This window comes from Marinobacterium sp. xm-g-59 (genome assembly GCF_013283315.1).
GTDB lineage: Bacteria > Pseudomonadota > Gammaproteobacteria > Pseudomonadales > Balneatricaceae > Marinobacterium_E.
In genome coordinates, this window is record NZ_WBYR01000003.1 from 155,746 (window position 1) to 182,392 (window position 26,647).

Genomic DNA, 26,647 nt, shown 5'->3' on the forward strand with positions numbered 1-26,647 from the left:
CTGTTTATACTGCAGGTTCTACCACTAACTCTGGGTGGCGAAGCATGTTGTTTGTAAGGCGGACAATCGCATAAATCGTCGCGGCCTGAATCAAGAACATAACCCCGATACCCAACCAGTAGACTAAGCCAAACTTAGCGACAATGCCGTTGCCGACAATCGCAACGTGCCACCAGAAAAGGTTCAGCACAAAGAAGGCAACACCTGGGCAGACCAGACCAAAGGCAACTGGGCTGTGCTCACCTCCGTGCAGATACTTGTCTAGGTAACCATTCAACTTCATGACACGGTACCCAACCATCAAGATCACGGCTTGCAGGGCAACCATCAACGTCATCATTTGGAAGTTATCGCCAGCATCCAATGCACCACCGGTTAGGTGAGCAATGCCATGTTCCATACGTAACCACTCAATACCGAGCAGTGTCACAATCGGTACCAACATCCAAAGACTTGGCGTCGCTTGCTCTTGTAGACCATGCTGCATCATCGCATTGACGCCCGACACCAAAACGACCAGAACAACCAACACTGCGGCGATTAAGAACAGGTAAGAGAACACCGCGGCAATTGTAATAACAGCGGGAATGTGTGACATCGCTGCAGGCGCCGCAAAGCCGACCGATAGCATCGAAAAGGTAAAGGCCGCCATCAAAGGTGAAAGGTGGTTGTGCTCTTCACTGCGGTAACCCCCCTGCGTCAACATGCGACCCAAGTAACGTCCGTACATTTTTAGCGCGTAGTAACCGATGATCAAAAAGGCGATCAGCGCGCCGGGGAACATCCACTCAATAATCGTCCATAGACCCGGAACAAATAGCGCACCCGATACAAACATCACGTTCACTGTCATGGAGAAGGTCAGAGGCAAGGCCATCATTTGAACTTCAGCTGGTGAGTTCAAAATCCTCTCGTGGGCGTCAGTGCCTTTAACTGCGTTGTATTCGCGAATATTCCAAACCAACAGCGCAATGTGCAACAAGCCAAAAATAACGACACCGGCAATAGCAAAACCGATAATCAATGGCATTGGAATACCACTGGCAATGTCAGCACTCCAGGCACTCGTCCAGTGGTCCCAAGTTGGCATAGGGTAACCCTTATGCGGAACCATCCACATTAGGTACATAAAAAATGCCACTGACATACCGCCAGCGCCAAGTGCAGCTAAGAAAAAGCTAGGATGCCAAGGCTGAGTTGAGTCTCTTCTAAACATGGGAGATCTCCTAATTAGTTAAACCATAATGTATTAGATTTTTCTAATATAATAGAATTCAAATATATTAGAAACGTCTAATATGAATATTAATTATCCCCTTTTGATTTATCGCAAAAGCCTATAAATCCGGTTGCGGATTCTCAATGCGACGATCACTGCATGAATAGATACTGCTCGCCAAGCTGGTCGAGATGACTCGACCATTGAGCGGGGAGGTACTCCCCAAAACGTATCGTCTTCAAGGGGAATTATTCAATGGAGATGCTAGGACTCTATCCAGTCTGGTTTGAGCCGACACTCGGTTCAGGTTGGATCATCGGTATCATTGCGACCATACACGTTCTGTTTTCACACACATCTGTGGGTGCAGCACTGGTCTTCTCTTACCTTGCGGTGGTCGCTTACCGTAAGAACCGCCCAGAGCTTCTCGACTACATTCGTCGTTACGGCCTGTTTCTTTTGGTCTTCTCTTATGTCTTAGGTTCGATTACCGGACCAGGCATCTGGTTCTCAACTACGGTCGGCAGTCCGCGTGGTATCTCTGCACTGATTCATAGCTTTGTCTGGAAGTGGGCAACCGAGTGGGTCTTCTTTGTCATCGAGGTCATCGGTGTCTACATGATCGTCTACTTGGTGAATAAGGTGGATCAGAAAACACACCTGCGCATCAGTATCATCTTTGGCCTAGCCTCTTACACCACCATGCTAATCATTATCGGTATTCTGTCGTTCATGCTGATGCCTGGTAATGAAAACTGGTACACCGAAGGCGGTTACTTGAACGGTTTCTATGGCGCCAACACCTTTGCGCAATTGGCTATGCGAACGGCGTTTATGTTCACCATGACAGCGGTAGTCGGAGGCATTGTTGCCTCTTCAATTAAAGATATCGATTTCCGCAAAGAGATGGTTCGTCGTCTGGCGATTCTAGGTTTGGTTGCGACTGCAGCCGGTCTTGGTCTATTCAAATGGTACCTATCAACGATTCCAGCGACCGCTGAATTGGTGATGGAGAATCGTCTACCGGAGTACTTCACACCCGCTCTAATCTCTGTAATGGGCGGCATCATGGCCTACTTCGCAGCCACTCTGGCCGCACCAAAGCTGCTAAAACCAGCCATTGCGGGCGTCATGACGGTCGTCATTTTGGTGTTCGGACTTTGGCCAGAAGAGGTTGCGCGTGAGTCGATTCGTAAGCCTTATGTTGCAGGTGGATACGTCTACTCTAACCAGGTTATTGGTCGTGATGTTCCGGGGCTTGGTATTCACAGTGAGATCCCGACCATTGAAGAGCATGGCTTCACTAACGCTCTAATCTTCCTTCCCGAAGAGCTTCGCACGGTGACTGATTCTAATAAAGAGGCGGTTGGTCAAGCTCTGGCGTTGAACACCTGTTCAAACTGTCACTCACTGACCGATACAGGGATTCGCCCACTGGCAAATTACTTTGGTGACGACTCAAGCGAGTCGGATATTGCGGCCTACCTAAGAGCTGCACTGTCGAGTGGTACAACGCTCTACATGCCACAAATTCCACTTCAACAAGATGAAGCAGTGGCCTTGGCTAGCTTTATTCGTCAGTTGAAAGATCAATCTATTGCTGTCGCGGCTGATCAGGGTAATCCGATCACTGTGTCTCAGTCTCACTAAGGAGTATCACGATGAATGTAGACTCTTTATACGCACTTCGTGATGTGGCCGGGGTTCCCTCACATCCGATTCTATTTTTAGTGTTAGGTGTCGTCACCTTTGCACTTCATATGTTTGCGGTTCACGTTATGTTGGGCGGTGCAGCGCTGACTATTCGTGGTGCATTAAGCCAAGACAGTTACTGGCGTCAGCTTGCTAATGCCATGCTATCGACCGCAAAAATTGCGGTGTCGGTTGCTGTGGTTATCGGCGTTGCGCCACTACTGTTTGTGCAGGTGATCTATGATCCTTTCTGGTACACCTCTAATGTGCTGTCCGCTTGGTGGGTTATTGGATTCATTATCATACTGTCAGTCGCTTATCTGTTGATCTACCTCTTCTACTTTAAAAATGAAGATCTGACGCAGAATAAGACGAAATGTCCTGGCAGCATGATTCTATCGCTCGCACTGTTCATTGTTGTGGGTCTGATTATGCACACCCTAACCAACCAGATGCTCTCCCCTGATCAGTGGATGGAGTGGTATGCACCGCAGGGGCAGATCGATGCCAGCGGTACTCAGCTTCACTCAATCAACTGGGCGCGTTTCATCTTTATGATTGCTCTAGCAGCACCGGTAACCGGCGCATGGCTTTACGGCTACCGCCACTACATCAGCGTTCGTCCTGGTAGCGACTCGGGTTACCTTGAGTTTGTTCATAATCTGGCGCGTAAACTGCTTGCTCAAGGCTCTGTGGTATCGATTCTTATTGGTGCAATCTGGATGGTTAGCCTGCCAGAGAACCAAATTGAGTTTTTAACCAACCCGATGCTCTACATCACAGCCCTAGCATTGATCGCTTTAGCGATGGTGCCGACTCTGTTTGGCAGCAAAATTAACAACGGCTACACCGCCTACTGGTTAGTAGCGGTCGCCTTTGTAGTGATCGCACTGGTCGCGGTTGATCGTGAAATCATTCGCTGGGTTGCCCTAGTCGTTGAGTCTGGCTACAACCCAATGGACTACCCAATTAACATGGATTGGTACAGCACCATTCTGTTCTTCGCGACTTTCGCAGTTGTCGGTGGCATGGCCTGCACCTACCTAATCACGGTTGCATGGCAGGCGGGACAAACAGAAGGCACCTACACACCATCTGTGGCTATCTCTCGCCTGGGTAACTGGACCATTTACATCATCTTAATCTGGATCGTGCACTACTTTGCCGTCGGATTCTGGGTATGGGCACAGTAAGGAGATGACGATGAAAAAAGTAATGATTTTAAGCGCCCTACTCCTATCCACTTCAGCTTTTGCCGATGAGCGAGCGGAAATTATGGCGAACCCCTGCGCTGTGTGCCACGGCACCAATGGACAGGTTGAAAATTCAGCGTTCATGCCGTTAGCAGGAATGAGTGCCGAGACCTTTGTTAAAACCATGTTGGATTTCCGGACAGGTGAACGCGACTCTACTCTGATGAGAGGTCTTGCTCTTGCATACAGTGACGATGAGATCGCAGCAATGGGTAAATACTTTGAATCACTTGAAGTTGGAGGTGAACAATGATTTCACGTAGAGACTTCCTTGGCATGGCTTTGACTGCTGGTGCAGCAGGTCTGCTGCCACTAAATGCGCACGCTGCAACCGGTAAAGTTGTCGTTATTGGTGGCGGTGTCGGCGGTGCAACCTTCGCTAAATATATGAAGATGAAGGCACCTCAAATTGAGGTCACCATAATTGAGCAAAATCCAATTTACATTCGCCCGTACGGATCCTCTGAAGTGCTCAATGGACACATTGATATGTCTGATCTCGAGGTCAGCTATGATGCTTTAAGAATCAAATACGGCGTCAACGTTGTGATCGATAAAGCAGTTGGACTGGATGCCGATAAACGCATTGTCACAACCGCTTCGGGAGCAAACTTCCCATATGATCGTTTAGTTGTCTCACCTGGTATAGAGCTGCTGTACGAGCGCCTAGACGGCTATTCTCGGGAGATAGCAGAGACTAAAGCACCTTCTGGCTGGATTCCGGGATCACAGACTGCTCTGTTACGTGACCAGATCAAAAACATGCGTCAGGGTGGCACCTTTCTGATCGTAGCTCCGCCTAACCCTTATCGTTGTCCACCTGGGCCATATGAGCGAGGCGCGCTGGTTGCAGAGTGGATGCAGAAATACAATCCAACCGGAAAAGTAATCATTACCGATCCAAAAAATGATTTCGTAACGGGCCCTGACATGCGTCTGGGCTGGAACCGAATGTATGGTTACAACGTCCCTGAAGATCTTCAAGCGGGTATGCCAACACTCAAACAGCACAGTGAAGCTGGCATGATCGATTGGATTCGTGAAGTTGACGGTGGTCGACCACTGTCGATTGACGCAGCAAAGATGCAAGTTGAAACAGAGCAAGGCTTCATTAAAGCTGATGTCATCAATGTTGTGCCGCCGATGAAAGCGGGCAAGATTGCCACAACTTTCGGACTAACCGATCAATCAGGATGGTGCCCCGTAGACCCTTATACTTTTGAATCTAAGCTAGTGGCCAATATCCACGTGCTAGGGGATTCAGCATCCGCTAGCCCTCTCCCTAAATCTGGCTTTGCAGCCAACAATGAGGCCAAAGTCGCAGCGTATGCCATCATCAATCTATTTGCAGGGCGTCCAGTTGAGGAGCCCTCTTGGGAAAACACCTGTTACGCACTAGCCGGTAAAGATTATGGATTCATGGTAATCGGCGTCTACGGAATGCGTGATGGAAAGATAGCTAACCTGCCGAGACCTGGTTTCCAAACACTGGATGTCAGTGAGACAAAACATCGTCTTGCTGCTGTTTACCAGCAAGCATGGATGAAATCCTTCACGGAGGACTCTTTCGCATGAAAAAGTTAATACTTTCAGGCCTTCTTTTAGCAGCCACAACAAGTTATGCATCAGATCAGGTCACACAAGCAACTGAGTGGACTTCTCATTCGCTTCGCTTGGCAACAAGCTCAAGACCTACTGGTGATATATCTCGTGGTAAGGCGCTGAATGACTCTATGATGTGCAGCTCCTGTCACGGTAAAGAGGGGCTACCACCGACTAACCGTTGGCCAGCCGTTGCAGGACAGCTGGAGAGCTACACTTACAAGATGCTGTTGGACTATCAGTCCGGCGCGCGAAGCGAGGATAACCGAGCTAACATCATGACGGCCGTCGCTGACCTAATGTCAGAACAGGATATGTCAGATGTTGCAGCCTACTACGCATCGCTACCAGCACCGACCCTAGCGCAACAGTCAGCACCGGCACTGGTAACCGAGGGTGATAAAGATCGACTGATTACTGCCTGTGCCTCTTGTCATGGTCTAAGTGGCCAAGGTGGTATTAAGGGAACCCCTGCTATTGCGGGCCAAACTGCCGAGACTTTGAAGCGTGCGTTAGAGATGTATCGCAGTGGTGATCGTGACTCTGATCTCTATTCTGTCATGCGACAAGCAAGTCAAAGACTCACAAGTAGTGAAATTGACTCATTAGCCAACTATTATAGTGGAACTAATTAACTATAAGAGCGTTGAGTATGGGAACACTGGTTGGTCAAGGGCACTGTTTAACCTGCCCGATTAGGCCGTCGAGTCTGTTTGGATGTCTAAAAGAGTCCGAGCTTTCGCTGATTGAAGATTTTCAGACGCGTGTCATTAAATTTGAGACGGGCGACATTATCTACAATGAGGGCGAGAGTCTCGGACTGATCTACACTCTTCGAGCCGGCCATATCAAACTGACTAAATTCAACAATGAGGGCAATGCTCAGATTGTTCGCTTAGTTCGTCCTGGCGATCTCTTTGGCTATGAAAAGCTGATCAGCAGTGGCACCTATATGCACACAGCCGAGGCGCTGGAACCGATCGAGCTCTGCCAGCTTTCGGTTGAGAAGTTGAACCACCTGCGTGATCAGAGTGGCGCCATCAACCAAGCCATTATTGAACGTGCACTGCAGCAGGTGATGAAAACAGAAGATCACCTAACCCAGGTAGGTCTACTCAAATCCAAACCTCGTTTGGCTTGGTTCCTGCTTCAATGGGTGGGTGAGACTGCAGAAGCGGTCAGCTTCCCGATCAGTCGAAGAGATCTCGCTCAGTATCTCGGCTTAACCATCGAGACCATTTCACGCCATACCGCGGAGTGGAAACGCCAAGGCATTATTAGCGAATCAAAGAACTTGTTAACGATATCTGACAGAGATGCTCTGCAGGAAATAGCGAACAGCTAAAGGAGTTCCAATGAAGACAGCACAAGATCTAGTCATGGCCGCAAAGGCGACCATTAAAGAGGTCAGCGTTGCAGATGCCGATGGTGCCATTCACGACGCTGAGATCGTTATTGATGTGCGTGAACCGGCCGAATATGAACAGGGCCATCTAAGTGGTGCTATCAATATTCCGCGTGGTCTTCTCGAGTTTAAAATCGGTGGCATGCCGGCTCTAGAGTCGCGTGACACCAACATCGTGATCTACTGTAAGACCAGTGGTCGTGCTGCTCTTGCCGCTGCATCTCTTGCCGAGATGGGCTACCTGAATGTCACATCCATTGCCGGCGGTTACGACGGATGGGTAGAGGCAGGTAAGCCGGTTGTGACCCAGAACTTGCCTGAGTTCGGTTAATCACAAGAGCCACACCCTAAGAATCAAAAACGGCGTTCAAAAGCGCCGTTTTTATTTTTGATTTACTGACTAGGGTTTATAGGCGGCGTTTTGTTGCCAGCCAATAAAACCAGACTGCAGAACCACAACATTTTCTCGTCCCGCGACACGCAGTGCAAAAGTAGCCTGTGCTGAGAGAGAACCTGTATTACAGAACAGAATCACCTTGCCAGTCTCTGGAATCTCGTCGATGCGATCCAATACCTGGCGCCACTCAATGTTGATCGCACCCGGAATAGTCGCTTCTGCGAACTGCTCTGCATCACGAGTATCGATAAAGGTTGATGCTTCAAATACGACTTGATCAATCTGCTGAGGGACCATAATACCCGACTCATACTCTTGAAAAGCCATGTAGTCGTTCATCGCTTCAATCGCCTCTTCGTTGGCAACCGCAGCAGACATATTAAATGTGAATAAAATCGTAACCAACGAGGTCATTAAGGCACGCATCATTAAACCCTACTCTTAAAATTATCAATTGGCTGCATTGTAACGACACAACCTGTAAAACTCAGTGATTCATTTAGACTCTTTTGCCACAAATAAAAGTCTCTCTATAACGTTAGTGCATCAGGCTGATGGACAGAGCGTCTTGGCTGACAAATTAATCACCGCTTCACAACCTGGGTCCTTGGCATGGAAACTAGCCCGCACTCGATAGTCACCTTCCGCAACCGTCCACATACCTGTTTTGATATCAAAGTATGCAAAACGACGAAGAGGTAGATGAAATGTTAGATCAGCACTCTCTCCAGCTTTCAGTTCCAGCTTCTCAAAGTCGGCCAACTCGAGTTCTGGACGTTCAATGTCAGAGTTAACTTCACCACAGTAAATCTGAACAACGGTCTGACCCTGTCGCTGACCAATATTGTTAACACTCACCTTCAGTTCGACATAATCATTAGCCACCTTTCGACAACTTAGATTTTCGAGTTGGTAATCACTGTAACTGAGGCCAAATCCGAAGGGGAATAGCGGCTCAATCTTGTTGGCCTGATAGTGACGATAGCCGATAAACACGCCTTCACGATAAAGCACATGGCCGTCTCGTCCAGGGTAGACCAGTGGGTCATCGGTGTAGGTAGGATTATCTTCCAACTTGACTGGGAAGGTCTGAGGCAAACGGCCGGAGGGATCTTGTTTGCCGAATAAAACATCGGCAATCGCATTGCCACACTCCTGTCCTGGGTACCAAGCCTGCAATATGCCAGATACTTGATCTACCCAAGGCATTTCAACCGGTCCACCCGTTTGCAATACCACTAGGGTGTTAGGGTTAGCACTGGCCACGGCTGCGACCAACTCATCCTGACGTCTAGGGAGTTTAATGCCTTCAAGGTCACTTCCTTCCGTATCCCATTGACCGGATCGACCAACAAACAGGATGGCTACTTCGGCACTTTTTGCTAGTTCTACCGCAGCTTGTATTGCCTCATCCCCTAAGGGTTTTGATAGACCAAAGCGCCAAGCGGCAAGGTCGAGATTGTCCGTATCCTTGGTAGCAAACTCCATCTCAAGGGTATAGGTTTTACCTTCCTCGAATCGATAACTGGCAACGACCTCATCACATCCCTCCTCGAAGAAGGTTCGACCTTTCTGCCAGTGATCCCACACATTGATCACCAACTCGCCATTCACATAGAACTTGGCAAGGCCTGCACTGTGAAGGCCAATATTAAAATCGCCCGTCACCGTTGCTATATAATCAACACTCGCTCGCAGAGAAAATGCGTGTTGATCGACCAGTCCATTCGCAACAGGGGGCAGAATGAAACTCTGGCTCTCATCAACCTCTTCAGTGAAAACCACCTCACCCGAAAGATCTCGATTAGCGAAGTAATCGACTCGTATCTTTTGGTTGACCAGGGGCTCCCAGCGATGATTAGTACACCCCTGTGCATAATGAATAGCATCGCCACCCAGAAGGTTTGTTAATCCCTGCATAGGTGAAACTGAATAGTGGGGATTAAGCATCGAGGAGCCACCGCCCATGATCTGAGCCTCGATGGCATTAGGCCCAATTACCGCAACGCTCTTTAGGTCAGTAGACAGGGGTAGCAAGCCAGTGTTCTTAAGCAGCACACTAGCCTCAACACCGGCACGTCTGATCAGCTGCTGGTGTTCAGGGCGATTATCGGCAATCTCTTTGAACGGCGAAGCATCATTAATAGCACCGCAACGCTCCATCAACTGAACCATGTTAACGGCCAGCTGACGAACCTGTTCAACAGGCACTTCACCGCGATCCACGGCGTTGAGCAATGTGTCACCGCGGTCTCGGGTTGGCCCTGGCATCTCTAAATCTAAACCCGCATTAATGGTTGGTGCCGTTGTTCTAGAACCAAACCAATCGGACATCACAATGCCGTCATAGCCCCACTCGTTGCGAAGAATTTCTGTCAATAACCAGTGATTTTCGGCGGCATAGGTACCATTAATCTTGTTGTATGAGCCCATAATAGCCCAAGTACCCGCCTCTTTAATGGCAGCTTCAAAGGGGCGAAGGTAGATCTCGCGCAGTGTGCGCTCATCAATATCGGAACTGACCGTTGTGCGCTCAATTTCAGATTCATTTCCGATGAAATGCTTGGGTGTGGCAGCAACCCCTGCGCTTTGAAGCCCTCGGATGTATGAGACCGCCAGTGCAGCGGTTAGCTCAGGATCTTCTGAATAGCACTCAAAGTTACGGCCATTAGTCACAGATCGTTGAATATTGATGGTCGGACCAAGCAGCACGTGTGCCGATTTAGATTTAACTTCATCAGCAATAGCGCCACCCACCTTCGCAAGCAGGGCTCGGTTCCAGGTTGCGCCTAAGGCAATACCAACGGGGAAGCAGGCTGCCGTCACACCGCCAAATAGAGAACCACCACCACGTGCACCATTAGGTCCATCAGTGACACGCAGCTTATGGATTCCTAGTCTAGGGATAGCATTAACTGACCAAACATCTTCACCGGACAGTAGAGAGATTTGCTCTCTCAAACTCATCGAATCAATCAGTACCTCAGCCGTCTGTCGGTCAGCCATCACCTCTCCCTTTTATTTATTGGTTTTACCCTTTTAAACGTCGTGCAAAACGTTTCTCAATAGCGGTGATCATAGCGCCCGCAACATCCTTACCGGAAGCCCCCTCAATACCCTCTAAACCTGGGGATGAGTTAACCTCCAATAGAAGAGGGCCTTTGCGAGAACGGATGATATCAACACCCGCCACCTTCAGACCTAGGGTTTTAGCCGCTTTAATCGCTAGCTTGCGCTCTTCTGCTGAAATGCGAACCGAAGAGGCCGAACCGCCTTGGTGTATGTTTGCACGGAACTCGCCTGGTGCCGCAGTACGCATAATCGAAGCGACTACTTTGCCGTCAATGACAAAACAGCGTAGATCTTTGCCATCCGCCTCTTTGACAAACTCTTGTACCAACAAGTTAGCTCGAAGCGCTTTAAACGCGTTGATTACCGACTCAGCTGCTTTACCCGTTTCGGCCAACACAACTCCACGACCTTGCGAGCCTTCGAGTAGCTTTACGATCAAAGGTGCACCGCCGACCATCTCAATGAGGTCATTGGTATCCATCGGTGAATTGGCAAAGCCTGTTGTAGGAATATCCAAACCCGACTTCTGCAGCAGTTGCAGCGAGAAGAGTTTGTCACGCGAACTTGTGATCGCCTCTGCCGTATTCTGAACATAGACGCCAAGACTCTCAAAGTGACGAGCCAGTGCACAGCCATAAAACGTCATTGAAGGTCTAATTCTAGGAATGATGGCATCAAAATCGTTCAGGATAGCGCCACCACGGTAGTGAACCTCTGGATTATCAGCATCCATCTTCATGTAACACTGTTTGATGTTCAAGAAGACCATCTCATGTCCGCGCGCCTCACCCGCCTCAATCAAACGACGGTTTGAGTAGAGATCCGGATTGCTAGCCAACACACCAATTTTCAGAGCAGTGCGAGCTGTTGGGTTCACACCGTACATCTGATTACACTCAGTAATGGTGCGCTCACCCTGCAGACAACTACCTTCAGGATCAACGATCATGCGACCTGACATCGCTTCACGACCCAGCAACATTCTATAACCCATAGAATCACGGTTAGTGAGTGTTAACTCAGCCTCAAACGTTTGATCTGCCAAGGTAATGTTGGTTTTTACAACGTAACGTCTCTCGGCTGTTCCGCTTGATGACTTTACAGTACGGCGATCAACTACCTGAGCTTCACAACGAACAACTAGCTCATCATTTTTTTGCAGAGGGTGGATCTCGAAAGAGACCCAAGTGTCTCGATTACGAGTGAATTTACGAATGTTAAACGCATGCAGTGATGAGGTTTTTGCCCCCGAATCGACACGAGCTTTAACAGCGGGCAGGCCCAATAGAGGAAGGCCACACCACTCCTCAGAACCAACGATCAGTTTGTCCATAATGTTCTCCATTTAATGGGGCGAACCATAGCTCATAAATCCCCAATCACGTAGCTTTTTATAGCAACGATTGGTGAAAAATACTCAGCCTTTATCTGTATATTTTTTAGCCATATTTAATACCACTTTCAAAAAATAGGTCTATATTGAAGGAGATAGAGTTAAGTTACTGAATTCAGGAGTTGTAAATTGCGACGTAGGCAATTTATTAAAAACGCTGCGGGTATTGCACTGCCTGCAGCAATTGGGGGCTTCCCTGCGATTTTAAAAGCAGAGAATGCTCGCCCGACTATTCGTGTCATGGGAACTCACGTTACCCTGCAGGAAGAGCTACGTCTGCGTGCCGAAAAAGAGCTCGGGATTAATATTCAGTTCTACCCAGGCGGTAGTGCTGAAGTACTCATGCGCGCAACAACCAACCCCTCCTCATTTGATCTGTATGAGCAGTGGTCAAACTCCATAAGAGTTCTATGGAATGCCGGTGCGATTCAATCAATCGATACACAACGAATTCAGTACTGGAATGAGATCAATAACCTCTCGAAAAACGGTCAGATTTCGGAGGGCGCCAAGATCGGCCGCGGCGATGCACCACACCGTATTCTCTATGTACAGAAGGATAAAACTTTAGGCCGTGAGCCTAGCCAAAACGTTAGTTTCCTACCCTATGTGCACAACACCGACTCCTTTGGCTATGACTCACGCTACATTGATGTTGGCGAACCCTACATCACAGAGAGCTGGGGCTGGCTCTTAAACGATAACTATTCCGGTAAGGTCGCCATTGTGAACGAACCCACGATCGGCATATTTGATTTAGCCTTAGCCGCTCAAGCAAAAGGACTTATGACCTTTAATGACATAGGTAACATGAGTATCAGTGAGATCGATCAGCTGTTTGAGATCGCAATTGATTACAAAAAACGCGGCCATTTCAGGGGGGTATGGTCATCCGTCCCCCACTCCGTTGAGTTGATGGCGAACAACGAAGTCATCATTGAGAGCATGTTCAGTCCCGGTGCTTCTGCACTCCAAGGGCAAGGGATCCCGTGCATTTACGCTGCGCCGAAAGAGGGCTATCGAGCATGGCATGGGGTCATGTGTCTCTCCAGCCAAACGCGGGGCGAGCAAGAGGACGCAGCTTACCAATTTATGAATTGGTGGTTATCGGGTTACCCAGGAGCCTTTATTGCAAGGCAGGGGTATTACATCTCCAACCCAGAACGCTCTAAACAGTTTATGAGCCCAGAGGAGTGGGACTATTGGTACGCGGGCAAACCCGCCGCTACATCGCTAAAAGGGACAGATGGCTCGATTTCAGTAGCGGAAGGTTCCATAAGAACGGGCGGATCCTACGAACAACGCTTCAGCAATGTTGCCGTTTGGAACAGTGTCATGGACACCTATGACTATACACTGCCCAAATGGAAAGAATTTGTGCTGAGTTAGGGGAGTTGAATGCCTGCTCAAAGAGTTCCTTTTACCACTCGAATTTACACCGGTTATTTTTTAATGGGGCTGATTACCCTTGCGCTGGGGATTATTGCTTTTATCGGGCTCACAACCCTTAACAAACAGTTTGATCAACAAAACGATCTATCGAGCAATTTAAAACATGCAACGCAATTAGGTTTTCATGCAGCCGAGATGCAGAGCCGCGCTGAAACCTTTTTAAGAGTTGGTCAGACACAAGCAGCCGACTCTGTCGACATTGCCTACCGATCTGCACTGTACGAGCTATCAACGCTCTCGTCATTAGAGAGCGAAACAGCCAAACCGATCATAAAACGAGTGGATGCACATCTTCATACTTTTCAAAAGGCGTTTAAGGCAGCTAAAACTCAGCGATCGCGCCGAAAACAGCTTGTAAAGACAACACTTCCCAGTGTCACGAATAGTTGGGGCGCTCTAATCGAAGCCTATCAAAAGCAGACCATATCGGCCGGCTCTTTAGCGATTAGCAACAATATTTGGCGAGACCTATTAATCATCGAAAAACACATGGGGCAATATTTTGAGTCACTCAACCCAGCCGAGCTGGAACTGGTGGATGAGTACTATCAACACGTAATGGGGTTGATTGAAGATCTCTACATTCTAGAGAGCTACCCCCCACAAATCACCCGTTTAGATATCATCCGTGACTCATTGGCTCGCGGTTACTCAACATTCAATGAGGGTGTTCAAACCACCCGAAACTATCTCTTTTTAATTAATGTTGTCATGGCGGCCGAGAGTTATGAAATTAAATATCTTTCTGAGAAATTAACTCAAGAGTTCAGGCAGGCCCTAAGCAGCACACAAGAACAATCTTCAAGCATAGTCAGTTCTTTATCACAGCAGCTAATTGCACTCTGCATTCTCTTTATCTTGATGACGATCATTATCGGCATGGTCGTCGGCAGAAGCATAGAGAGACCCATTGCCAGACTGAGGGAGATTTTTGATCGACTATCCAATGGCGAGCGAAAAGTACCCATCCCAACTTACCACTCTAAAGATGAGATAGCGGCCCTGGCTGTTTCAGCAGAGGCATTTAGGGAAGCCAACGAAAACACACAGAAGCTGCTCGATAAATACCAAGAGCTCAGTTCGCAACTCGATGAGAAGGTCAAACAACGAACCAAAGAGCTCGAGAAAGCGAATCACCGATTAAAGGATCTATCGGTAAAAGATGGGCTTACACAGATCTATAACCGACGCTTCCTCGATGCAAGCTTGGTCGAAAACTTTAATCGTGCCCGACGCAGCGCTCTTCCACTATCGGTTATTATCCTAGATATCGATTATTTCAAAGCGTACAACGATACCTACGGCCATCAGGCGGGCGATACCTGTATTCAACATGTCACCCAAGCCATGAGCCATGTATTTCATCGCTCTACTGATACCGTCGCTCGTTACGGTGGCGAAGAGTTTGTTGCACTTCTATTCGACACGCCTGCACCAGCGGCGCAAGCGCTTGCTGAAAAGCTGCGTAAAGAGATTGAATCGAAAAACATTCCGCATCGTGCATCACCCATTGGCTGTGTCACGGTGAGTTTGGGCTGTTGCACCTGGACACCTGATACAGAATTAATGAGTGGCGAAGAGCTCTTAAATCAGGCAGACAAAGCGCTGTATCGATCTAAAGAGAGCGGGCGAAACCAATTAGGCATCTGTTCTACAAAACCGCCATCAGAAGAGAGTAGCTGAGTATTCCTGCTAACAATGAGTAGAGCAGGCTTCGCGTCCAAGCGCCAACCAACAGGGTTAAAAACGCTGCGATCAGTCGAGTCGGCTCTAACTCCCCGCTGCTGCTACTTAACACCATAGGCATAGCTATACCCGGCAAAATAGCCACCGATGTATAACCCAAAGCTCGCTCAACCGGTTTGGGAAGTTGACGATCACCAATTAGCCCTAAGAAAGAGAAACGAATCGCAAAGCTACCTAGACTTAAGCCCGCAATGATCATCCAAACATACAGATCAGAGTGAATCATACAGCCTCCTTAGAGCGGCGCTTTTCAAGCCAAACTTCCGTTAGATAGCCCACCGCCAATGCCATGACTCCGGCCACCAAAAGTCCCGAACTGAATGGGAAATCTGCAAATAACAAGGTAAACAGGACTGAGGTAAATGCTGCAAGTAGGTGTGGAATACTTCTTAAAAGTGGTGCAACCAAGGCTAAAAATGTGACGGGGACCGCAAATTCTAGCCCTAATTCGGACGGAATTTGATTGCCCACCACCGCGCCAAGGTAAGTACCGAGATACCATAGAGAGGAGACCGGAATCGCAACCCCAAAAAAGACACCTAACCGCTCATCCAACGAAAGCTTGGGGTTTTTATTGTGCTCTAGAGCCGTCACGGCGTAGGACTGATCAAAAATCCAATAGCTTGCTAGTACTCTCTGCCAGAGTTTCGCTTTCCCAATCAGTGGCACTAGGGCAGCTGAGTACATCCCCATCCTCAGGTTCACCGCAAGCGAGGTGGCTAGAATAATGACGGTAGGGGCATTCTCCTCCATAAGTGTCACGGCTGTAATTTGCGCAGCGCCTGCTAATACCGCAAAGCTAAACCCCATCACTTGAAGCACATTTAAACCTGCTTCTGTGGCTAAAAGCCCAAACAGTGTGCCAAATGGAACCATGACCATATAAAAAGGGAGCGACGAGATAAAACCACGCCTAACGCCTTGCCAAAAGAGCTTATTACGACCAAACAACAGAGGTTTCCTTATGGGACGGAAAAAGTGAGAATAGCGTTTCAGTTAGGTCCACTATTGTGATCTTTAGCCAACGCGACAACAAGTAAAAAGAGGAGCTAAGTGCTCGACAAAATCCTGAATGCATTTCGCAATTCAAAATGGCGAGGCTCAAGCTTCATTATCGTGGGTATCGATTTTGTAGAACACCAACTCGCCCAAGCACTGCTTGAGAGAGGTGGAAAAATAATAGCCTTTATCGATGATGAGCCATGGAGCCATAAAACCGAGATGCTTGGAGCTCCTCTTCGATACCCAAGCGAAATAGAAGCACTGGCTCAACGACATGATGTTCAAGCTGTGGTTACATTCAACCAAAGAGCTGAGCTGCTGCCTGATGAATGCATTCAGCAACTTAGTTCAATGAACATACCCACTGTCCAAATGGACCCAAACCTGAGTTTGGAAGAACAACTTAATACGATCTCTTCAACGCTGGCCTCATATGAACAAAAGTAATGCGACACTGATTGGTTTTTCAGCCATAGCGCTCTGGGGTGCCTTGGCTCTGTTAACTCGATTAACGGACAACCAGGTCCCACCCTTTCAATTAATGTCGATGACCTTCGCCATTGCATTTCTACTGATGCTAACCAAATGGCGTAAAGAGGGTCACTGGGGTGTCCGCTATGCTAAGCAGAAAAAACGTGTTTGGCTGCTAGGCGTGAGTGGCTATTTTGGTTACCACTTCTGCTATTTTTTAGCGATGTCGAAAGCACCGGCTGTGCAGGTCAGTCTATTAGCCTACCTTTGGCCCCTACTGATTGTTCTATTCTCTACCCTACTTCCAGGCCACCGTTTTAGATGGGCGCATCTAGTCGGCGCTCTATCAGCTCTAGTGGGCTGTTGGTTATTGATTGGGGGTGGCAGTGACGCCTTCGAACCGCAATACACGTCAGGCTATTTAATCGCCCTAGCCTGCGCTCTAATCTGGTCTAGCTTTTCTGTCACCAGCCGTTTGGCCGCTAATGTACCGACCGATGCAGCCGGCTGGTTCTGTGGTGCCACAGCGGTATTGGCCTTTATCTGTCATCTTGCCTGGGAGACGACCGTCATGCCGGCCAACCTGATTCAATGGATAGGAGTGATAGGCCTTGGCCTGGGGCCAGTCGGCATCGCCTTTTTCACTTGGGATTACGGGGTAAAGCACGGCAACATCCAACTGCTGGGGGTACTAGCCTATTCAGCACCGTTGATCTCGGTCGTACTGTTGGTTCTGTTTGGATTAGCAGAACCGAGTTGGACTCTTGCCTGGGCCTGTCTGGCTATTGTCGGTGGGTCACTGATTGCAGGTTTTGAACGCAACAAAAAAGCCGCTCAATAGAGCGGCTCTTCAATCACTTAGCGGAACTTAAAACGCTGTACCCGCTTTACCGCCTAGCTTCTTCAGGATAATGGCCAGTGGGCAGAACCCAGTAAAGGCTGTTTGGAAAAGGTTCGCACCAACAAAGGCTGTGAACCACAACCAGTACTCACTGACAAACAGTGGGCTAGCCGTTACGCCGAGTGCCAAGCTCAACAAAACCATAAAGCCAGCAAAGGCAAATACCATACGTTCTACAGACATGTTCCGTCCCTCTCAAAGTTGAAATTAAGTGGTTCAACTAGAACCAATATCGATATATTAGTTTTTACTAATTAAACAAGCAACTAATTTATAAAATGCACAGCGACCTCTAACCAAACCGTGTAAAATATTCAGATCGAAAATTTTTAAGGAGTGGGCGATCCCATGAACGAAATCACCATCAAAACACCCGATGATTGGCACCTTCACTTTCGTGATGGCGATATCCTTGCTGAGACAGTAGCAGCTACCGCTCGCTGTTTTGATCGTGCGATTGTCATGCCTAATCTTGCACCACCGGTTCGTAACGCTGCTGACGCAGAGGCCTACAAACAGCGCATCCTTGCTGCACGACCAGCGGGTTCGAACTTTGAGCCTTTAATGACGTTGTACCTTACCGACAGAACCACCGCTGAAGATATCAATGAAGCGGCAAAAGCGGGTATTAAAGCCGTTAAGCTTTACCCTGCCGGTGCTACGACCAACTCGGATGCAGCGGTAACAAACATCGATGGCTTAGCCGATGTGTTCGCTGCGCTGGAAGCGAACAACATGCTTTTACTGGTCCATGGTGAGGTCACCGATTCGCATATTGATATTTTTGATCGCGAAAAAGAGTTCATCGATCAACGCATGGGCCCTATCACTCAGAAGTACCCAACGCTTAAAGTTGTCTTTGAGCACATCACCACCAAAGACGCAGCTGAGTTTGTGCTTGCAGCGGGCGGTAACATTGGTGCCACCATTACACCGCAACATTTGATGTTGAACCGAAATGACTTGTTAGTGGGTGGTATTCGCCCACACAACTACTGTTTACCTGTCTTAAAGCGCAACATTCACCAGCAAGCGCTACGTGATGTCGTTGCATCAGGGTCAGATAAGTTCTTCTTAGGCACTGACTCAGCACCTCATGAACAGGCTAAAAAAGAGACCGCCTGTGGCTGTGCAGGCTGTTACAGCGCTTGGGCAGCCATTGAGCTATACACCCAAGTGTTTGATGAGTTAGGGGCACTGAACAAACTAGAGGGTTTTGCGAGCCTACACGGCCCTAAATTTTACGGCCTACCGGAAAACAGCGGCACCATCACACTGTTAAAAGAGTCCTGGACACTACCAGAGAGCATCACTCTACCGAATGGCCGCCCCATCATCCCATTCATGGCCGGAAGTGAGGTTCAGTGGAAGCTGAAAAGCTAGAACTCACTTGCAAAGCGAGGCGGTATCAGTAAGATTCACGCCTCAAGATAAAGCGCCCGTAGCTCACCGGAGCGCCGGCCGGCTAGATAAAGTAACAGCTTCAGATCCTGTTGGTCGGGGGTTCGACAAATTGTGGCAAGAATTTGGACCGCTGTAAGCGCCCGAAGGGGCGTTGAATCGCTTAAGCGATTCAACGAGTCTATCCCGATGATGGATAGCACTATACAATTCAACAACTCAACGCGCCCGTAGCTCAGCTGGATAGAGTAGCAGGTTCCGATCCTGTTGGTCGGGGGTTCGAATCCCTCCGGGCGCGCCATCTTTACCTGAAAGGCCGAGGTCAGGATTGACCGAGTAATCCCGGGCGCGCCATCTCTACCTTCACCAAGCAAAACCAATCCGTTTAAATGGGTAATTCGACTTTAACGCCAAGCCCACCAAGCAATCCGTCACTAAAGCTTAAATTACCCGAATAGCTCTCTACTACCGCTTTACTGATGGCGATACCAAGGCCTGAACCTGACACTGCAGAATCTTCGTCTAAACGAACGCCTCGTTGAGTTAGTCGAATCATATTCTCTTGCGACACCCCTGTTCCATCATCCTCTATTAAAAGAATCCAACGGTGATTTTCACGTGAGTAGGTTATCGATAACTCAGCTTTTGTAGTCGCATACCTTAGAGCGTTATCAAGCAAATTGCCGATAAGCTCGAGCATATCATCTCGATCATAGGGAAGTTCAGATCTGGGCAGTTGTTTTAGGTGTAACTCCTTACTGGGGTAAATTCGTTTAAAGAGCTCAACCATAGGGGTCAAGTCAGCGTCAGGGGCAAACAATTTGCCGGGCGTTGGTGTTCCTGAAATACGAGCTCGTCGAAGTTCGCGGTCCATCAAATGCTGAAACTCTTCACTAAGGGCTAATGCCTTGGCAGAGTTTCCATTTGAATCTAGTTCAGAGGAGAGCCAGCGCAACTTCTGAATAGGCCGCTTCAGCTCATGAGCTAGATTGCCTAAACCTGTGCGTGATCTCTCTATTTGCGCTGCTGAGCGAGCCAATAATCGATTGAGCGCAGAGGCTAAAGGCGCTATCTCTCGAGGAAGTTGATCCGGGAATTGAATCGATGAACTGATGTCACCAGCCTCAATCGCTTGCCGAACTGGCTCTAGACTAGCAAAAGCTGCTTTAACCATTCGCCTTTGTAGCCAAACGACCACCCCAAAAACAACCACCATGATTAGAATGAGCAACAGCTCTAATAGCCATTGATTGTTATATAGCTCCGTTACATCCTCAGCAACCGCAAGCGTAAAAGTGACATCTGATTTTTTGAATCCTTGGGTCAAAATCATCCAGCGCTGGTCATCATTAATAACCACCGCAATATCAACAATGCCAGGAGCCACTATTGAGACATTAAGCTCGCGATCCCAAAGAGAGCGGGAAAGTGACTGAAACTGATCTGACTGAAGCTTGAAGTAATGGCCCGATTCGACGCGCTGATAGATCGATGAAATTCGATCCTGTTGCAATTGCCACTGATTGTTTTGATCGACACTCAACGCTGTGATAATTGTCTCAGCATCATGACCAAGGCGTTGTTCGATAATGTCATCAACAAACGAGCGAACAGTTAGATGTAAGGGCACTAACAGCAGAACAGCAAGAAGCAGCAGAAGTTTAGTTAAGCGAGATTGGAGCTGAAACTCTATAGAGTATCCCTGCTTTGACATATTAGTTGCTCTTATCCCGCTGAACGATGTAGCCCTGGCCTCGTTTAGTCTCAATAAAATCTTTACCAAAGTATTGGCGAAGACGGTTGATGTAGACCTCGATCACGTTGCTATCTTTGAGCATCTCCTCTTCATAGACATGCTCACTCAGTTCCGACTTGGATATGATTTTACCGGCATGAGTTATCAGATATCGCAGTAATCGAAACTCTTTACCAGTTAATGCAATATTATGACCTAAAGCATCCCTCGCTTGCTGGGTATCTATGTTTAAGGTGACGCCCTGACAAACCAATGTATTGTCCGCACGCCCTTGTTTGCGACGCATCACAGCTTCTATTCGTGCTTGAAGCTCTTCAAAGTAGAAAGGTTTGGTTAAGTAGTCATCGGCTCCGTGCTTTAGACCATCCACCTTCTCTTGCCAGGAGTCGCGAGCCGTAAGAATCACAATGGGGGTATCAATACCCGCACCTCTCAGGTTAGATAGCACCTCAATTCCTGGGCGTTTAGGCAACCCCAGGTCGAGAATAATGCCGTCGAATGACTCCTCTAGCGCAAGAAATTCGCCATCCACCCCATCTTGAGCTACTTCAACGGCAAAACCCGACTTTTGCAGTTGGGGTCTCAACTGGTTAATGAGTTCGATGTCATCTTCGATAAGCAGAAGGCGCATGCTTAATCCTCTAACTTCTCTTCAAGAAGCTCACCACTAGCTGCGTCGATATAGTACTCACGCACCTCCCCGTCACCACCAAGAACTTCAAATTCATAGATCAATTTGCCATCTTTGCGTTCTAGCTCAAGATCTAAGATTTTGCCGATAAATGTCTGTGCGTGTCTGTCCTGTAGTTCCGAAAGTGAGAGGATATGACCCGACTCCAACAACTCCCTCGCCTCCCGCTGTGAGAGGTTATCTCCCGCATTAGAAGGCAACGAAAGTGCTAGGAGATTAATGATCCCAGCGGCCGTGATTCGGAATATTAACCGAGTCGTCATCAAAGTAGCCCTGCTCTGCTCTATCCCCATGACAAGCCTGACACTGGCTAAAACTACCAACATCTGGATTACCGGTTACCATACGATCCGGTACCTCATCATGCTTCTTTTTAAAGTAACGTAACTCAGTAATACGCAGTGGTGTAGCGTTATCTGATACGCTGCGTAAAAACTTACGTGCCCTTCGATTTGAACTGTTTTCAGCCGCATTATCAACCAGATACTGAGTAATCGCTTGTTGTGATGTAGGGTCCAACTCGGCATTTTCACCAAAGTGATTGTCTAAATTACCCATCATCTTCTGCCAACTTCGCTCAGGTAGAAATCCTGTGGGATAGGCCATATGACAGGCTGCACACTCATCAATATAGAGCTGGCGTGCTGGCGAGTTATCTGTCTGTTTTAAAGCGCCATTTCGACGCTCACCGTACTCATCGTCGTCATCATGACCGAAGATTTTCCAGCCCTCATCAGCGGAGGCGACATTAACAACACCAACCATTCCAACCCCTAGAGCACTGGTAAGCAGTGTCGTACCCGCAATCCAACGGACCGTTTTAATGCCAAGTTTCATATTTCTATCTCGCTCTTATTGATTAGATAACCAGAGTAGGATGTCTCCTTTCTCTGCTGGGGTGCACTCGCGGCCAAGCGTCCATTTACAGTTCCTTAGGAACCACTTATTAATCTTATGATCCTGCGTAAGTCGCTCCGGATTTACGCTTGGCGCTAGAGGCTCAATCGCCTTTTTGGTTTTTGCATGCTGGCCTACCTGTTTCACATCAGACCCATGACAGGTTGTACAGCTCTTACCGTTAAAGTCTCGGTTCCACAACGCTTTACCTGCGTCTGCATTAGCACTTTTACCACTAGCCGCCTCGAAGGCTGCCACCATGCGATCACTCACTGGCGTTGCATTTGCAGCCACTACAAAGAGTGAACCTATCAGTGCGATAGCAAATTTATTAATTCTCATCGCCCTTCTCCTCGATCTCTTTTTTCCCGTTGATCATCGCTCGAACTAGGTTTTCCCCATGGACTAAACTGCTGATTAAGACACCTGATATATGGAACAACACGAAGGCTAGAACTAGATTAGCAACGGCCTCATGAACGTCTTCCATCCAGTACCCTGAAATCGACTCTACCCAAGTGCCAGCAAGCGGTCCTATGCCATCTGGCGCTACAGAAGCCATGCCTGTAAAAGTGAGTAATCCAAGAGAGAGAAGCAGGACAATCACCATTAATCCACCTGCCGGGTTATGCCCCACATAGTGTTTAGGACGCAAAGCAGCCAGATCAATCAGATAGCTTTTAATCGTATTTATACGGTAAACAAAATCGCTGAAGCGTGCGTGGCGGGTGCCAATAAAACCCCACACAATACGGAAAGCTACTAAAGCGGCAATGGTATAACCGGCCCAGAAATGTAGAGTGTCAAATTCGTCTGCACTTATCCAAGCGATCGCAAAGCTCAACACGAGCGCCCAGTGAAAAACACGGACTAATGGATCCCAAACCCTGATCTCTTTTTTCATTGAATACTCCAAAGGTTTATTCAAATTTCTCAACTTGAATGAGATCTTGCCTTGAGCAAGATAAAACCAAGCTTAAAAATTTATTATGAGATTGGAGTTACAAAAAATTGAGGAGAAGCAGCTAATAGTGCTTCTTTATGCAGTGCGAATTTAGAATAGCTTATTGGAGATATCCGTCTAATCGGTTATCGCTTTCTGGCACGACCGCCAGACCCACTGGAAGACTTTCCGCTTTTAGCCGCGCCACCGCGTTTTGCTCCTCGATCAGGATGCTTGGTTGTTGGTTTACGCACGATCGGTTTGCCTGCAGCATTTCGTTTTGGTCCGTTGGAATTGGGTTTTTTACCCTCTCCGTGGCTATTACGATTTGCATGCCCTTTCTTGTGTGTGGATTGAGAGGGCTTTGATCTGTTCGGGCTGCGTGACTTACGTGTTCCGGGCTTCGCCTCTGACGAGGAGTGCTCTACTGATTTTAACAGTGTTGTTAACTCTTTTTGTGTCAGATCTCGCCAATCGCCAAGCGCTAGGCCCTTCAGGTCGACGTTCATAATGCGGGTACGCTCTAGCTTTACGACCTCATAGCCAAAATGTTCACACATACGGCGAATCTGTCGGTTAAGCCCTTGAACAAGCGTTATGTTGAACACACGAGTATCTAACTTTTTCACGGGGCACTTTTTGGTCATTGTGCCAAGAATGGGGACTCCGCCCGCCATCCCTTCTATGAACGCCGGAGTGATCGGTTTATTAACCGTGACCACATACTCTTTCTCGTGGTTATTACCCGCGCGCAGGACTTTGTTAACCAAATCGCCATTATTGGTCATAAAAATCAGACCCTGAGAGTCTTTATCTAGACGGCCGATTGGGAAGATACGCACACCGTGATTAACGAAATCAACGATATTGTTGGGACGTGAGCTCTCTGTAGTCGATTCAATCCCTACAGGTTTATTCAGGGCTATAAAGACGAAGTCATCGGGCTCTGGTGGGTCGATCATCTGACCATTGACGCGAACCTGATCTCCAGGGTGTACTTGGTCTCCAATCTGAGCCCGTTTACCGTTAATAAAGACATTACCCTGTTCAATAAAGCGATCGGCTTCTCGTCGAGAGCAGATACCACTCTCACTGATAAATTTATTGAGTCGCTTTGCTGAACCGTTGAACATGGCTTAGAGTAATCCTGATTAATTGATCGTCTATTGTATCGATCGAACCAGGCTTCACCAACTTAGACCGCAGATTCATAAGTGAAAAAATGACAAACATAACCGCTTTGCTCTTGGCCCTGTCTGTAACAGCACCGGTATTAGCCGATACAGATAACTACACCTTTATATCGGGAAGTGATATTTACGAAGCTTTATCACAGGAGTCGATGGTCGTTCAGGGGTATGTGTTAGGCGTGACCGATGCACTGAAGCACAGCACAGATTCCAGTAGCTGTTTTGTGATTCCTATGCGTCCCGATGCGGATGCCGTTATCTATTCAACCTATTTAGACTATTGGCAGAACCGCCAAATTCCCGACAGTGGAACTGAGGCAATCACTCAGATGATGCTAAACAACTTCCCTTGTGCGACCAACGTCGAAAATAACTGATATCTCTTAACAATTTACGTTAATTACTAATCAATATACGTTTTCAGGCCGTAAACTTTGAAAATTGATAAATATCAATCTATTGTTATGGGAGAAGTCAGAAATTGACTGCAAAGTTAATTCTGATACTTCTAAAAATGGAGAACATCATGAATCTTAAATTTCTAGCCGCAATCCTTACATCGTTGATGATGGCTTTCGCATTTGTATCACCAGCTCATGCAGCTGATGAGGGCGAAGCAAAGTCTATCTACTGCGATGACGGTTCACTTTGTGTACCAGAGGGTGAGCCAGAACCAGAGTGTGATTAATTTCAACACTCAATAATTATTAAAAAAGAAACATCACTGAGGAATCAAACATGATCCGTAAATCTCTTGTAATGGGCCTAGTTGGCGTAGTTGCTACAGGTATGGCGAGTCTTTCAATGGCTGGCTCTCACTCGGACGACAAACCAGTCGGCATCACTGGCGACCTAATGTCGATCGAAGTCATGCACAATGGCAGCAAAGTGACGGTTGAGCGTAACGCTGACAACCAGAACACTGTTAACCCATCATTCGCATTGACTTCACGTCCTTGTCCTCCTTTCTGTATTCAGCCAATGAAACTAGCACCTGGTGTTGAAACCATTGGTGAAGTAGAGATGATTGGCTACATGGAGAAAGCGTCTGCAGGTGACGACTCTATCCTAATCATCGACTCACGTACTCCAGACTGGGCTGCGCGTGGCATGATCCCTGGTGCGATCAACCTACCATGGACAGCGCTATCAACTCGTAAAGGTGCTGACCCAATCTCTATTGGTGAGATCTTCACTGACACATTCGGTGCTGAAGAGTTCGACGGTCTTTGGAAGTTCGGTAACGCTAAAACTCTAGTAATGTACTGTAACGGTATGTGGTGTGGCCAGTCGCCAACTAACATCAAAGCACTTCTAGACTTCGGCTACCCAGCACACAAAATCAAGTGGTACCGTGGCGGTATGCAGAACTGGGAAAACCTTGGCCTAACTACTGTTAAGCCTTAATTGGGGTTTTATACCTAGTTGAACAAAAAAGCGTAGTTGTTAATGACTGCGCTTTTTTTTGCCCAAAAATAAGGAAGATCCAATGAAAAAAATTCTAATCGCATCACTGGCCGCTCTCACACTGGCTGGCTGTAACTCTGCTGCAACTAAAACAGAGTCGGCTGCAGCAATCAAACCTGTGGGTATCACTGGCAGCCTAATGTCGACTGAGGTCATGCATAACGGTCAAAAAGTCACTGTCATGCGTAACCAAGATACTAAAAACACCGTAAACCCTTCTTTCGCCATGACATCACGCCCTTGTCCGCCATTCTGTATTCAGCCAATCGTACTGGCACCCGGTGTTGAGACCATTGGTGAAGTTGAGATGGTCGGCTATATGGAAGCGGTCTCATCAGGTGATGACTCAATCCTTATCATTGACTCACGCACCCCAGATTGGGCTGCTCGCGGTATGATTCCTGGAGCTGTAAACATTCCATGGACTAAGCTATCGACACGTAAGGGGGCAGACCCTATCTCTATCGGCGAGATCATCGTGGAAGATTTCGGTGGTGAAGAGTTTGATGGCTTATGGAAGTACGGTAAAGCTAAAACTCTAGTGATGTACTGTAACGGTATGTGGTGTGGCCAATCGCCAACCAACATCAAAGCGCTGCTTGATTTCGGTTACCCAGCTGACAAGATCAAGTGGTACCGTGGTGGTATGCAGGATTGGGAAACACTCGGTTTCACAACCGTTAAACCCTAAGTCGTG

Annotated in this window: 30 protein-coding genes, 1 tRNA gene and 1 pseudogene; 17 read left to right on the forward strand and 15 right to left on the reverse strand. The window is 47.9% G+C overall.

Annotation, left to right across the window (positions count from 1 at the left end):
• Positions 1-4: 4 nt before the first annotated feature.
• The gene (locus XMG59_RS05105) at positions 5-1,216 is read right to left on the reverse strand and encodes a hypothetical protein (RefSeq protein WP_173482606.1); all 1,212 of its coding nucleotides are present in this window, start codon (positions 1,214-1,216) and stop codon (positions 5-7) included.
• Between the two features lie 258 nt (positions 1,217-1,474).
• On the opposite strand from XMG59_RS05105, the gene XMG59_RS05110 reads away from it, so the two are divergent.
• Genes XMG59_RS05110 through XMG59_RS05140 form a run of 7 tightly spaced genes read left to right on the forward strand, consistent with a single transcriptional unit; the run spans position 1,475 to position 7,502 of the window.
• Positions 1,475-2,869, forward strand: coding sequence for a cytochrome ubiquinol oxidase subunit I (locus tag XMG59_RS05110; RefSeq protein WP_173481933.1), 1,395 nt, complete (start codon positions 1,475-1,477; stop codon positions 2,867-2,869).
• Between the two features lie 11 nt (positions 2,870-2,880).
• The gene (locus XMG59_RS05115; RefSeq protein ID WP_173481932.1) at positions 2,881-4,104 is read left to right on the forward strand and encodes a hypothetical protein; all 1,224 of its coding nucleotides are present in this window, start codon (positions 2,881-2,883) and stop codon (positions 4,102-4,104) included.
• A 10-nt stretch (positions 4,105-4,114) separates the two neighbouring features.
• The gene (locus XMG59_RS05120) at positions 4,115-4,417 is read left to right on the forward strand and encodes a cytochrome C (RefSeq protein ID WP_173481931.1); all 303 of its coding nucleotides are present in this window, start codon (positions 4,115-4,117) and stop codon (positions 4,415-4,417) included.
• Positions 4,414-5,739, forward strand: coding sequence for an NAD(P)/FAD-dependent oxidoreductase (locus XMG59_RS05125; protein WP_217363692.1), 1,326 nt, complete (start codon positions 4,414-4,416; stop codon positions 5,737-5,739). Before XMG59_RS05120 ends, XMG59_RS05125 begins: the two co-directional genes overlap by 4 nt.
• Positions 5,736-6,401: a cytochrome c gene (locus XMG59_RS05130; RefSeq protein WP_173481930.1), complete on the forward strand. Its 666-nt coding sequence runs from the start codon at positions 5,736-5,738 to the stop codon at positions 6,399-6,401. Before XMG59_RS05125 ends, XMG59_RS05130 begins: the two co-directional genes overlap by 4 nt.
• A 17-nt stretch (positions 6,402-6,418) precedes the next feature.
• Positions 6,419-7,111, forward strand: coding sequence for a Crp/Fnr family transcriptional regulator (locus XMG59_RS05135; protein WP_173481929.1), 693 nt, complete (start codon positions 6,419-6,421; stop codon positions 7,109-7,111).
• 10 nt (positions 7,112-7,121) lie between these two features.
• A complete protein-coding gene (locus XMG59_RS05140; RefSeq protein ID WP_173481928.1) occupies positions 7,122-7,502 on the forward strand; it encodes a rhodanese-like domain-containing protein in 381 nt (126 codons plus the stop codon).
• A gap of 69 nt (positions 7,503-7,571) precedes the next feature.
• Here the strand turns inward: XMG59_RS05140 and XMG59_RS05145 are convergent, their stop codons facing one another.
• The 4 genes and pseudogenes from XMG59_RS05145 to XMG59_RS12035 form a co-directional block, all read right to left on the reverse strand.
• Entirely contained in the window at positions 7,572-7,997 is a 426-nt protein-coding gene (locus XMG59_RS05145) for a rhodanese-like domain-containing protein (protein WP_173488778.1), read from the reverse strand.
• Positions 7,998-8,114: 117 nt separating this feature from the next.
• The gene (locus XMG59_RS05150) at positions 8,115-10,574 is read right to left on the reverse strand and encodes a glycoside hydrolase family 3 protein (protein WP_173495339.1); all 2,460 of its coding nucleotides are present in this window, start codon (positions 10,572-10,574) and stop codon (positions 8,115-8,117) included.
• 25 nt (positions 10,575-10,599) lie between these two features.
• Positions 10,600-11,493: a 30S ribosomal protein S6--L-glutamate ligase gene (gene rimK, locus XMG59_RS12030; RefSeq protein WP_217362114.1), complete on the reverse strand. Its 894-nt coding sequence runs from the start codon at positions 11,491-11,493 to the stop codon at positions 10,600-10,602.
• A gap of 75 nt (positions 11,494-11,568) precedes the next feature.
• Positions 11,569-11,985 (reverse strand): annotated as a pseudogene (locus XMG59_RS12035) (ATP-dependent zinc protease); the annotation flags it as partial.
• Positions 11,986-12,162: 177 nt separating this feature from the next.
• Between XMG59_RS12035 and XMG59_RS05160 the strand changes: the two are divergent.
• Positions 12,163-13,422, forward strand: coding sequence for a PotD/PotF family extracellular solute-binding protein (locus XMG59_RS05160; RefSeq protein WP_254443637.1), 1,260 nt, complete (start codon positions 12,163-12,165; stop codon positions 13,420-13,422).
• A 9-nt stretch (positions 13,423-13,431) separates the two neighbouring features.
• A complete protein-coding gene (locus XMG59_RS05165) occupies positions 13,432-15,168 on the forward strand; it encodes a diguanylate cyclase (protein ID WP_173495340.1) in 1,737 nt (578 codons plus the stop codon).
• On the opposite strand, the gene XMG59_RS05170 is transcribed toward XMG59_RS05165, so the two are convergent.
• Together XMG59_RS05170 and XMG59_RS05175 are read right to left on the reverse strand one after the other, a co-directional pair.
• The gene (locus XMG59_RS05170) at positions 15,137-15,457 is read right to left on the reverse strand and encodes an AzlD domain-containing protein (protein WP_173482611.1); all 321 of its coding nucleotides are present in this window, start codon (positions 15,455-15,457) and stop codon (positions 15,137-15,139) included. The genes XMG59_RS05165 and XMG59_RS05170 overlap by 32 nt on opposite strands.
• Positions 15,454-16,182 (reverse strand): AzlC family ABC transporter permease, encoded by a 729-nt coding sequence (locus tag XMG59_RS05175; protein WP_217363693.1) that lies wholly within the window; start codon positions 16,180-16,182, stop codon positions 15,454-15,456. Before XMG59_RS05175 ends, XMG59_RS05170 begins: the two co-directional genes overlap by 4 nt.
• 102 nt (positions 16,183-16,284) lie before the next feature.
• On the opposite strand from XMG59_RS05175, the gene XMG59_RS05180 reads away from it, so the two are divergent.
• A complete protein-coding gene (locus XMG59_RS05180; RefSeq protein ID WP_173495341.1) occupies positions 16,285-16,680 on the forward strand; it encodes a nucleoside-diphosphate sugar epimerase/dehydratase in 396 nt (131 codons plus the stop codon).
• Entirely contained in the window at positions 16,667-17,545 is an 879-nt protein-coding gene (locus tag XMG59_RS05185; RefSeq protein WP_173498317.1) for a DMT family transporter, read from the forward strand. Before XMG59_RS05180 ends, XMG59_RS05185 begins: the two co-directional genes overlap by 14 nt.
• 27 nt (positions 17,546-17,572) lie before the next feature.
• On the opposite strand, the gene XMG59_RS05190 is transcribed toward XMG59_RS05185, so the two are convergent.
• Entirely contained in the window at positions 17,573-17,788 is a 216-nt protein-coding gene (locus XMG59_RS05190; RefSeq protein WP_173495343.1) for a DUF2892 domain-containing protein, read from the reverse strand.
• A 165-nt stretch (positions 17,789-17,953) separates the two neighbouring features.
• On the opposite strand from XMG59_RS05190, the gene pyrC reads away from it, so the two are divergent.
• Positions 17,954-18,988 carry a dihydroorotase gene (gene pyrC / locus XMG59_RS05195; protein ID WP_173498318.1) on the forward strand — a complete coding sequence of 345 codons (1,035 nt, stop codon included), beginning with the start codon at positions 17,954-17,956 and terminating at the stop codon, positions 18,986-18,988.
• 242 nt (positions 18,989-19,230) lie between these two features.
• Positions 19,231-19,307: transfer RNA gene (locus XMG59_RS05200), tRNA-Arg, on the forward strand.
• Between the two features lie 84 nt (positions 19,308-19,391).
• Here XMG59_RS05200 and XMG59_RS05205 read toward each other — a convergent pair.
• The 7 genes from XMG59_RS05205 to rluF all read right to left on the reverse strand — a co-directional run bounded on the left by XMG59_RS05205 (position 19,392) and on the right by rluF (position 24,426).
• Positions 19,392-20,720, reverse strand: a complete 1,329-nt coding sequence (locus XMG59_RS05205) for a sensor histidine kinase (protein ID WP_173498319.1) — start codon at positions 20,718-20,720, stop codon at positions 19,392-19,394.
• A 1-nt stretch (position 20,721) separates the two neighbouring features.
• Positions 20,722-21,393 (reverse strand): response regulator transcription factor, encoded by a 672-nt coding sequence (locus tag XMG59_RS05210; RefSeq protein WP_173498320.1) that lies wholly within the window; start codon positions 21,391-21,393, stop codon positions 20,722-20,724.
• Positions 21,394-21,395: 2 nt separating this feature from the next.
• A complete protein-coding gene (locus XMG59_RS05215; RefSeq protein ID WP_173498321.1) occupies positions 21,396-21,605 on the reverse strand; it encodes a PepSY domain-containing protein in 210 nt (69 codons plus the stop codon).
• 64 nt (positions 21,606-21,669) lie between these two features.
• On the reverse strand, positions 21,670-22,290 hold the full coding sequence (locus XMG59_RS05220) for a diheme cytochrome c (protein ID WP_173498322.1): 621 nt from the start codon (positions 22,288-22,290) through the stop codon (positions 21,670-21,672).
• Positions 22,291-22,305: 15 nt separating this feature from the next.
• On the reverse strand, positions 22,306-22,692 hold the full coding sequence (locus XMG59_RS05225; RefSeq protein WP_173498323.1) for a DUF1924 domain-containing protein: 387 nt from the start codon (positions 22,690-22,692) through the stop codon (positions 22,306-22,308).
• Positions 22,682-23,254 (reverse strand): cytochrome b/b6 domain-containing protein, encoded by a 573-nt coding sequence (locus XMG59_RS05230; RefSeq protein ID WP_173481914.1) that lies wholly within the window; start codon positions 23,252-23,254, stop codon positions 22,682-22,684. The genes XMG59_RS05225 and XMG59_RS05230 overlap by 11 nt, the downstream gene beginning before the upstream one ends.
• Positions 23,255-23,439: 185 nt before the next feature.
• Positions 23,440-24,426, reverse strand: coding sequence for a 23S rRNA pseudouridine(2604) synthase RluF (gene rluF / locus XMG59_RS05235; RefSeq protein ID WP_173482615.1), 987 nt, complete (start codon positions 24,424-24,426; stop codon positions 23,440-23,442).
• 89 nt (positions 24,427-24,515) lie between these two features.
• On the opposite strand from rluF, the gene XMG59_RS05240 reads away from it, so the two are divergent.
• The 4 genes from XMG59_RS05240 to XMG59_RS05255 all read left to right on the forward strand — a co-directional run bounded on the left by XMG59_RS05240 (position 24,516) and on the right by XMG59_RS05255 (position 26,641).
• A complete protein-coding gene (locus XMG59_RS05240) occupies positions 24,516-24,860 on the forward strand; it encodes a hypothetical protein (protein ID WP_173481912.1) in 345 nt (114 codons plus the stop codon).
• A gap of 149 nt (positions 24,861-25,009) precedes the next feature.
• Positions 25,010-25,171, forward strand: coding sequence for a hypothetical protein (locus XMG59_RS05245; RefSeq protein ID WP_173481911.1), 162 nt, complete (start codon positions 25,010-25,012; stop codon positions 25,169-25,171).
• Between the two features lie 50 nt (positions 25,172-25,221).
• Positions 25,222-25,890 carry a rhodanese-like domain-containing protein gene (locus tag XMG59_RS05250; RefSeq protein ID WP_217363694.1) on the forward strand — a complete coding sequence of 223 codons (669 nt, stop codon included), beginning with the start codon at positions 25,222-25,224 and terminating at the stop codon, positions 25,888-25,890.
• 82 nt (positions 25,891-25,972) lie between these two features.
• Positions 25,973-26,641 (forward strand): rhodanese-like domain-containing protein, encoded by a 669-nt coding sequence (locus XMG59_RS05255; RefSeq protein ID WP_173498324.1) that lies wholly within the window; start codon positions 25,973-25,975, stop codon positions 26,639-26,641.
• The last annotated feature ends 6 nt before the right edge of the window (positions 26,642-26,647 follow it).

Coding starts and splice junctions, on each gene's coding strand:
- XMG59_RS05105 (WP_173482606.1), bottom strand. CDS start 1,216: ATGTTTAGAAGAGACTCAACTCAGCCTTGGCATCCTAGCTTTTTCTTA.
- XMG59_RS05110 (WP_173481933.1), top strand. CDS start 1,475: ATGGAGATGCTAGGACTCTATCCAGTCTGGTTTGAGCCGACACTCGGT.
- XMG59_RS05115 (WP_173481932.1), top strand. CDS start 2,881: ATGAATGTAGACTCTTTATACGCACTTCGTGATGTGGCCGGGGTTCCC.
- XMG59_RS05120 (WP_173481931.1), top strand. CDS start 4,115: ATGAAAAAAGTAATGATTTTAAGCGCCCTACTCCTATCCACTTCAGCT.
- XMG59_RS05125 (WP_217363692.1), top strand. CDS start 4,414: ATGATTTCACGTAGAGACTTCCTTGGCATGGCTTTGACTGCTGGTGCA.
- XMG59_RS05130 (WP_173481930.1), top strand. CDS start 5,736: ATGAAAAAGTTAATACTTTCAGGCCTTCTTTTAGCAGCCACAACAAGT.
- XMG59_RS05135 (WP_173481929.1), top strand. CDS start 6,419: ATGGGAACACTGGTTGGTCAAGGGCACTGTTTAACCTGCCCGATTAGG.
- XMG59_RS05140 (WP_173481928.1), top strand. CDS start 7,122: ATGAAGACAGCACAAGATCTAGTCATGGCCGCAAAGGCGACCATTAAA.
- XMG59_RS05145 (WP_173488778.1), bottom strand. CDS start 7,997: ATGATGCGTGCCTTAATGACCTCGTTGGTTACGATTTTATTCACATTT.
- XMG59_RS05150 (WP_173495339.1), bottom strand. CDS start 10,574: ATGGCTGACCGACAGACGGCTGAGGTACTGATTGATTCGATGAGTTTG.
- XMG59_RS05165 (WP_173495340.1), top strand. CDS start 13,432: ATGCCTGCTCAAAGAGTTCCTTTTACCACTCGAATTTACACCGGTTAT.
- XMG59_RS05170 (WP_173482611.1), bottom strand. CDS start 15,457: ATGATTCACTCTGATCTGTATGTTTGGATGATCATTGCGGGCTTAAGT.
- XMG59_RS05185 (WP_173498317.1), top strand. CDS start 16,667: ATGAACAAAAGTAATGCGACACTGATTGGTTTTTCAGCCATAGCGCTC.
- XMG59_RS05190 (WP_173495343.1), bottom strand. CDS start 17,788: ATGTCTGTAGAACGTATGGTATTTGCCTTTGCTGGCTTTATGGTTTTG.
- pyrC (WP_173498318.1), top strand. CDS start 17,954: ATGAACGAAATCACCATCAAAACACCCGATGATTGGCACCTTCACTTT.
- XMG59_RS05205 (WP_173498319.1), bottom strand. CDS start 20,720: ATGTCAAAGCAGGGATACTCTATAGAGTTTCAGCTCCAATCTCGCTTA.
- XMG59_RS05210 (WP_173498320.1), bottom strand. CDS start 21,393: ATGCGCCTTCTGCTTATCGAAGATGACATCGAACTCATTAACCAGTTG.
- XMG59_RS05220 (WP_173498322.1), bottom strand. CDS start 22,290: ATGAAACTTGGCATTAAAACGGTCCGTTGGATTGCGGGTACGACACTG.
- XMG59_RS05225 (WP_173498323.1), bottom strand. CDS start 22,692: ATGAGAATTAATAAATTTGCTATCGCACTGATAGGTTCACTCTTTGTA.
- XMG59_RS05230 (WP_173481914.1), bottom strand. CDS start 23,254: ATGAAAAAAGAGATCAGGGTTTGGGATCCATTAGTCCGTGTTTTTCAC.
- rluF (WP_173482615.1), bottom strand. CDS start 24,426: ATGTTCAACGGTTCAGCAAAGCGACTCAATAAATTTATCAGTGAGAGT.
- XMG59_RS05240 (WP_173481912.1), top strand. CDS start 24,516: ATGACAAACATAACCGCTTTGCTCTTGGCCCTGTCTGTAACAGCACCG.
- XMG59_RS05245 (WP_173481911.1), top strand. CDS start 25,010: ATGAATCTTAAATTTCTAGCCGCAATCCTTACATCGTTGATGATGGCT.
- XMG59_RS05250 (WP_217363694.1), top strand. CDS start 25,222: ATGATCCGTAAATCTCTTGTAATGGGCCTAGTTGGCGTAGTTGCTACA.
- XMG59_RS05255 (WP_173498324.1), top strand. CDS start 25,973: ATGAAAAAAATTCTAATCGCATCACTGGCCGCTCTCACACTGGCTGGC.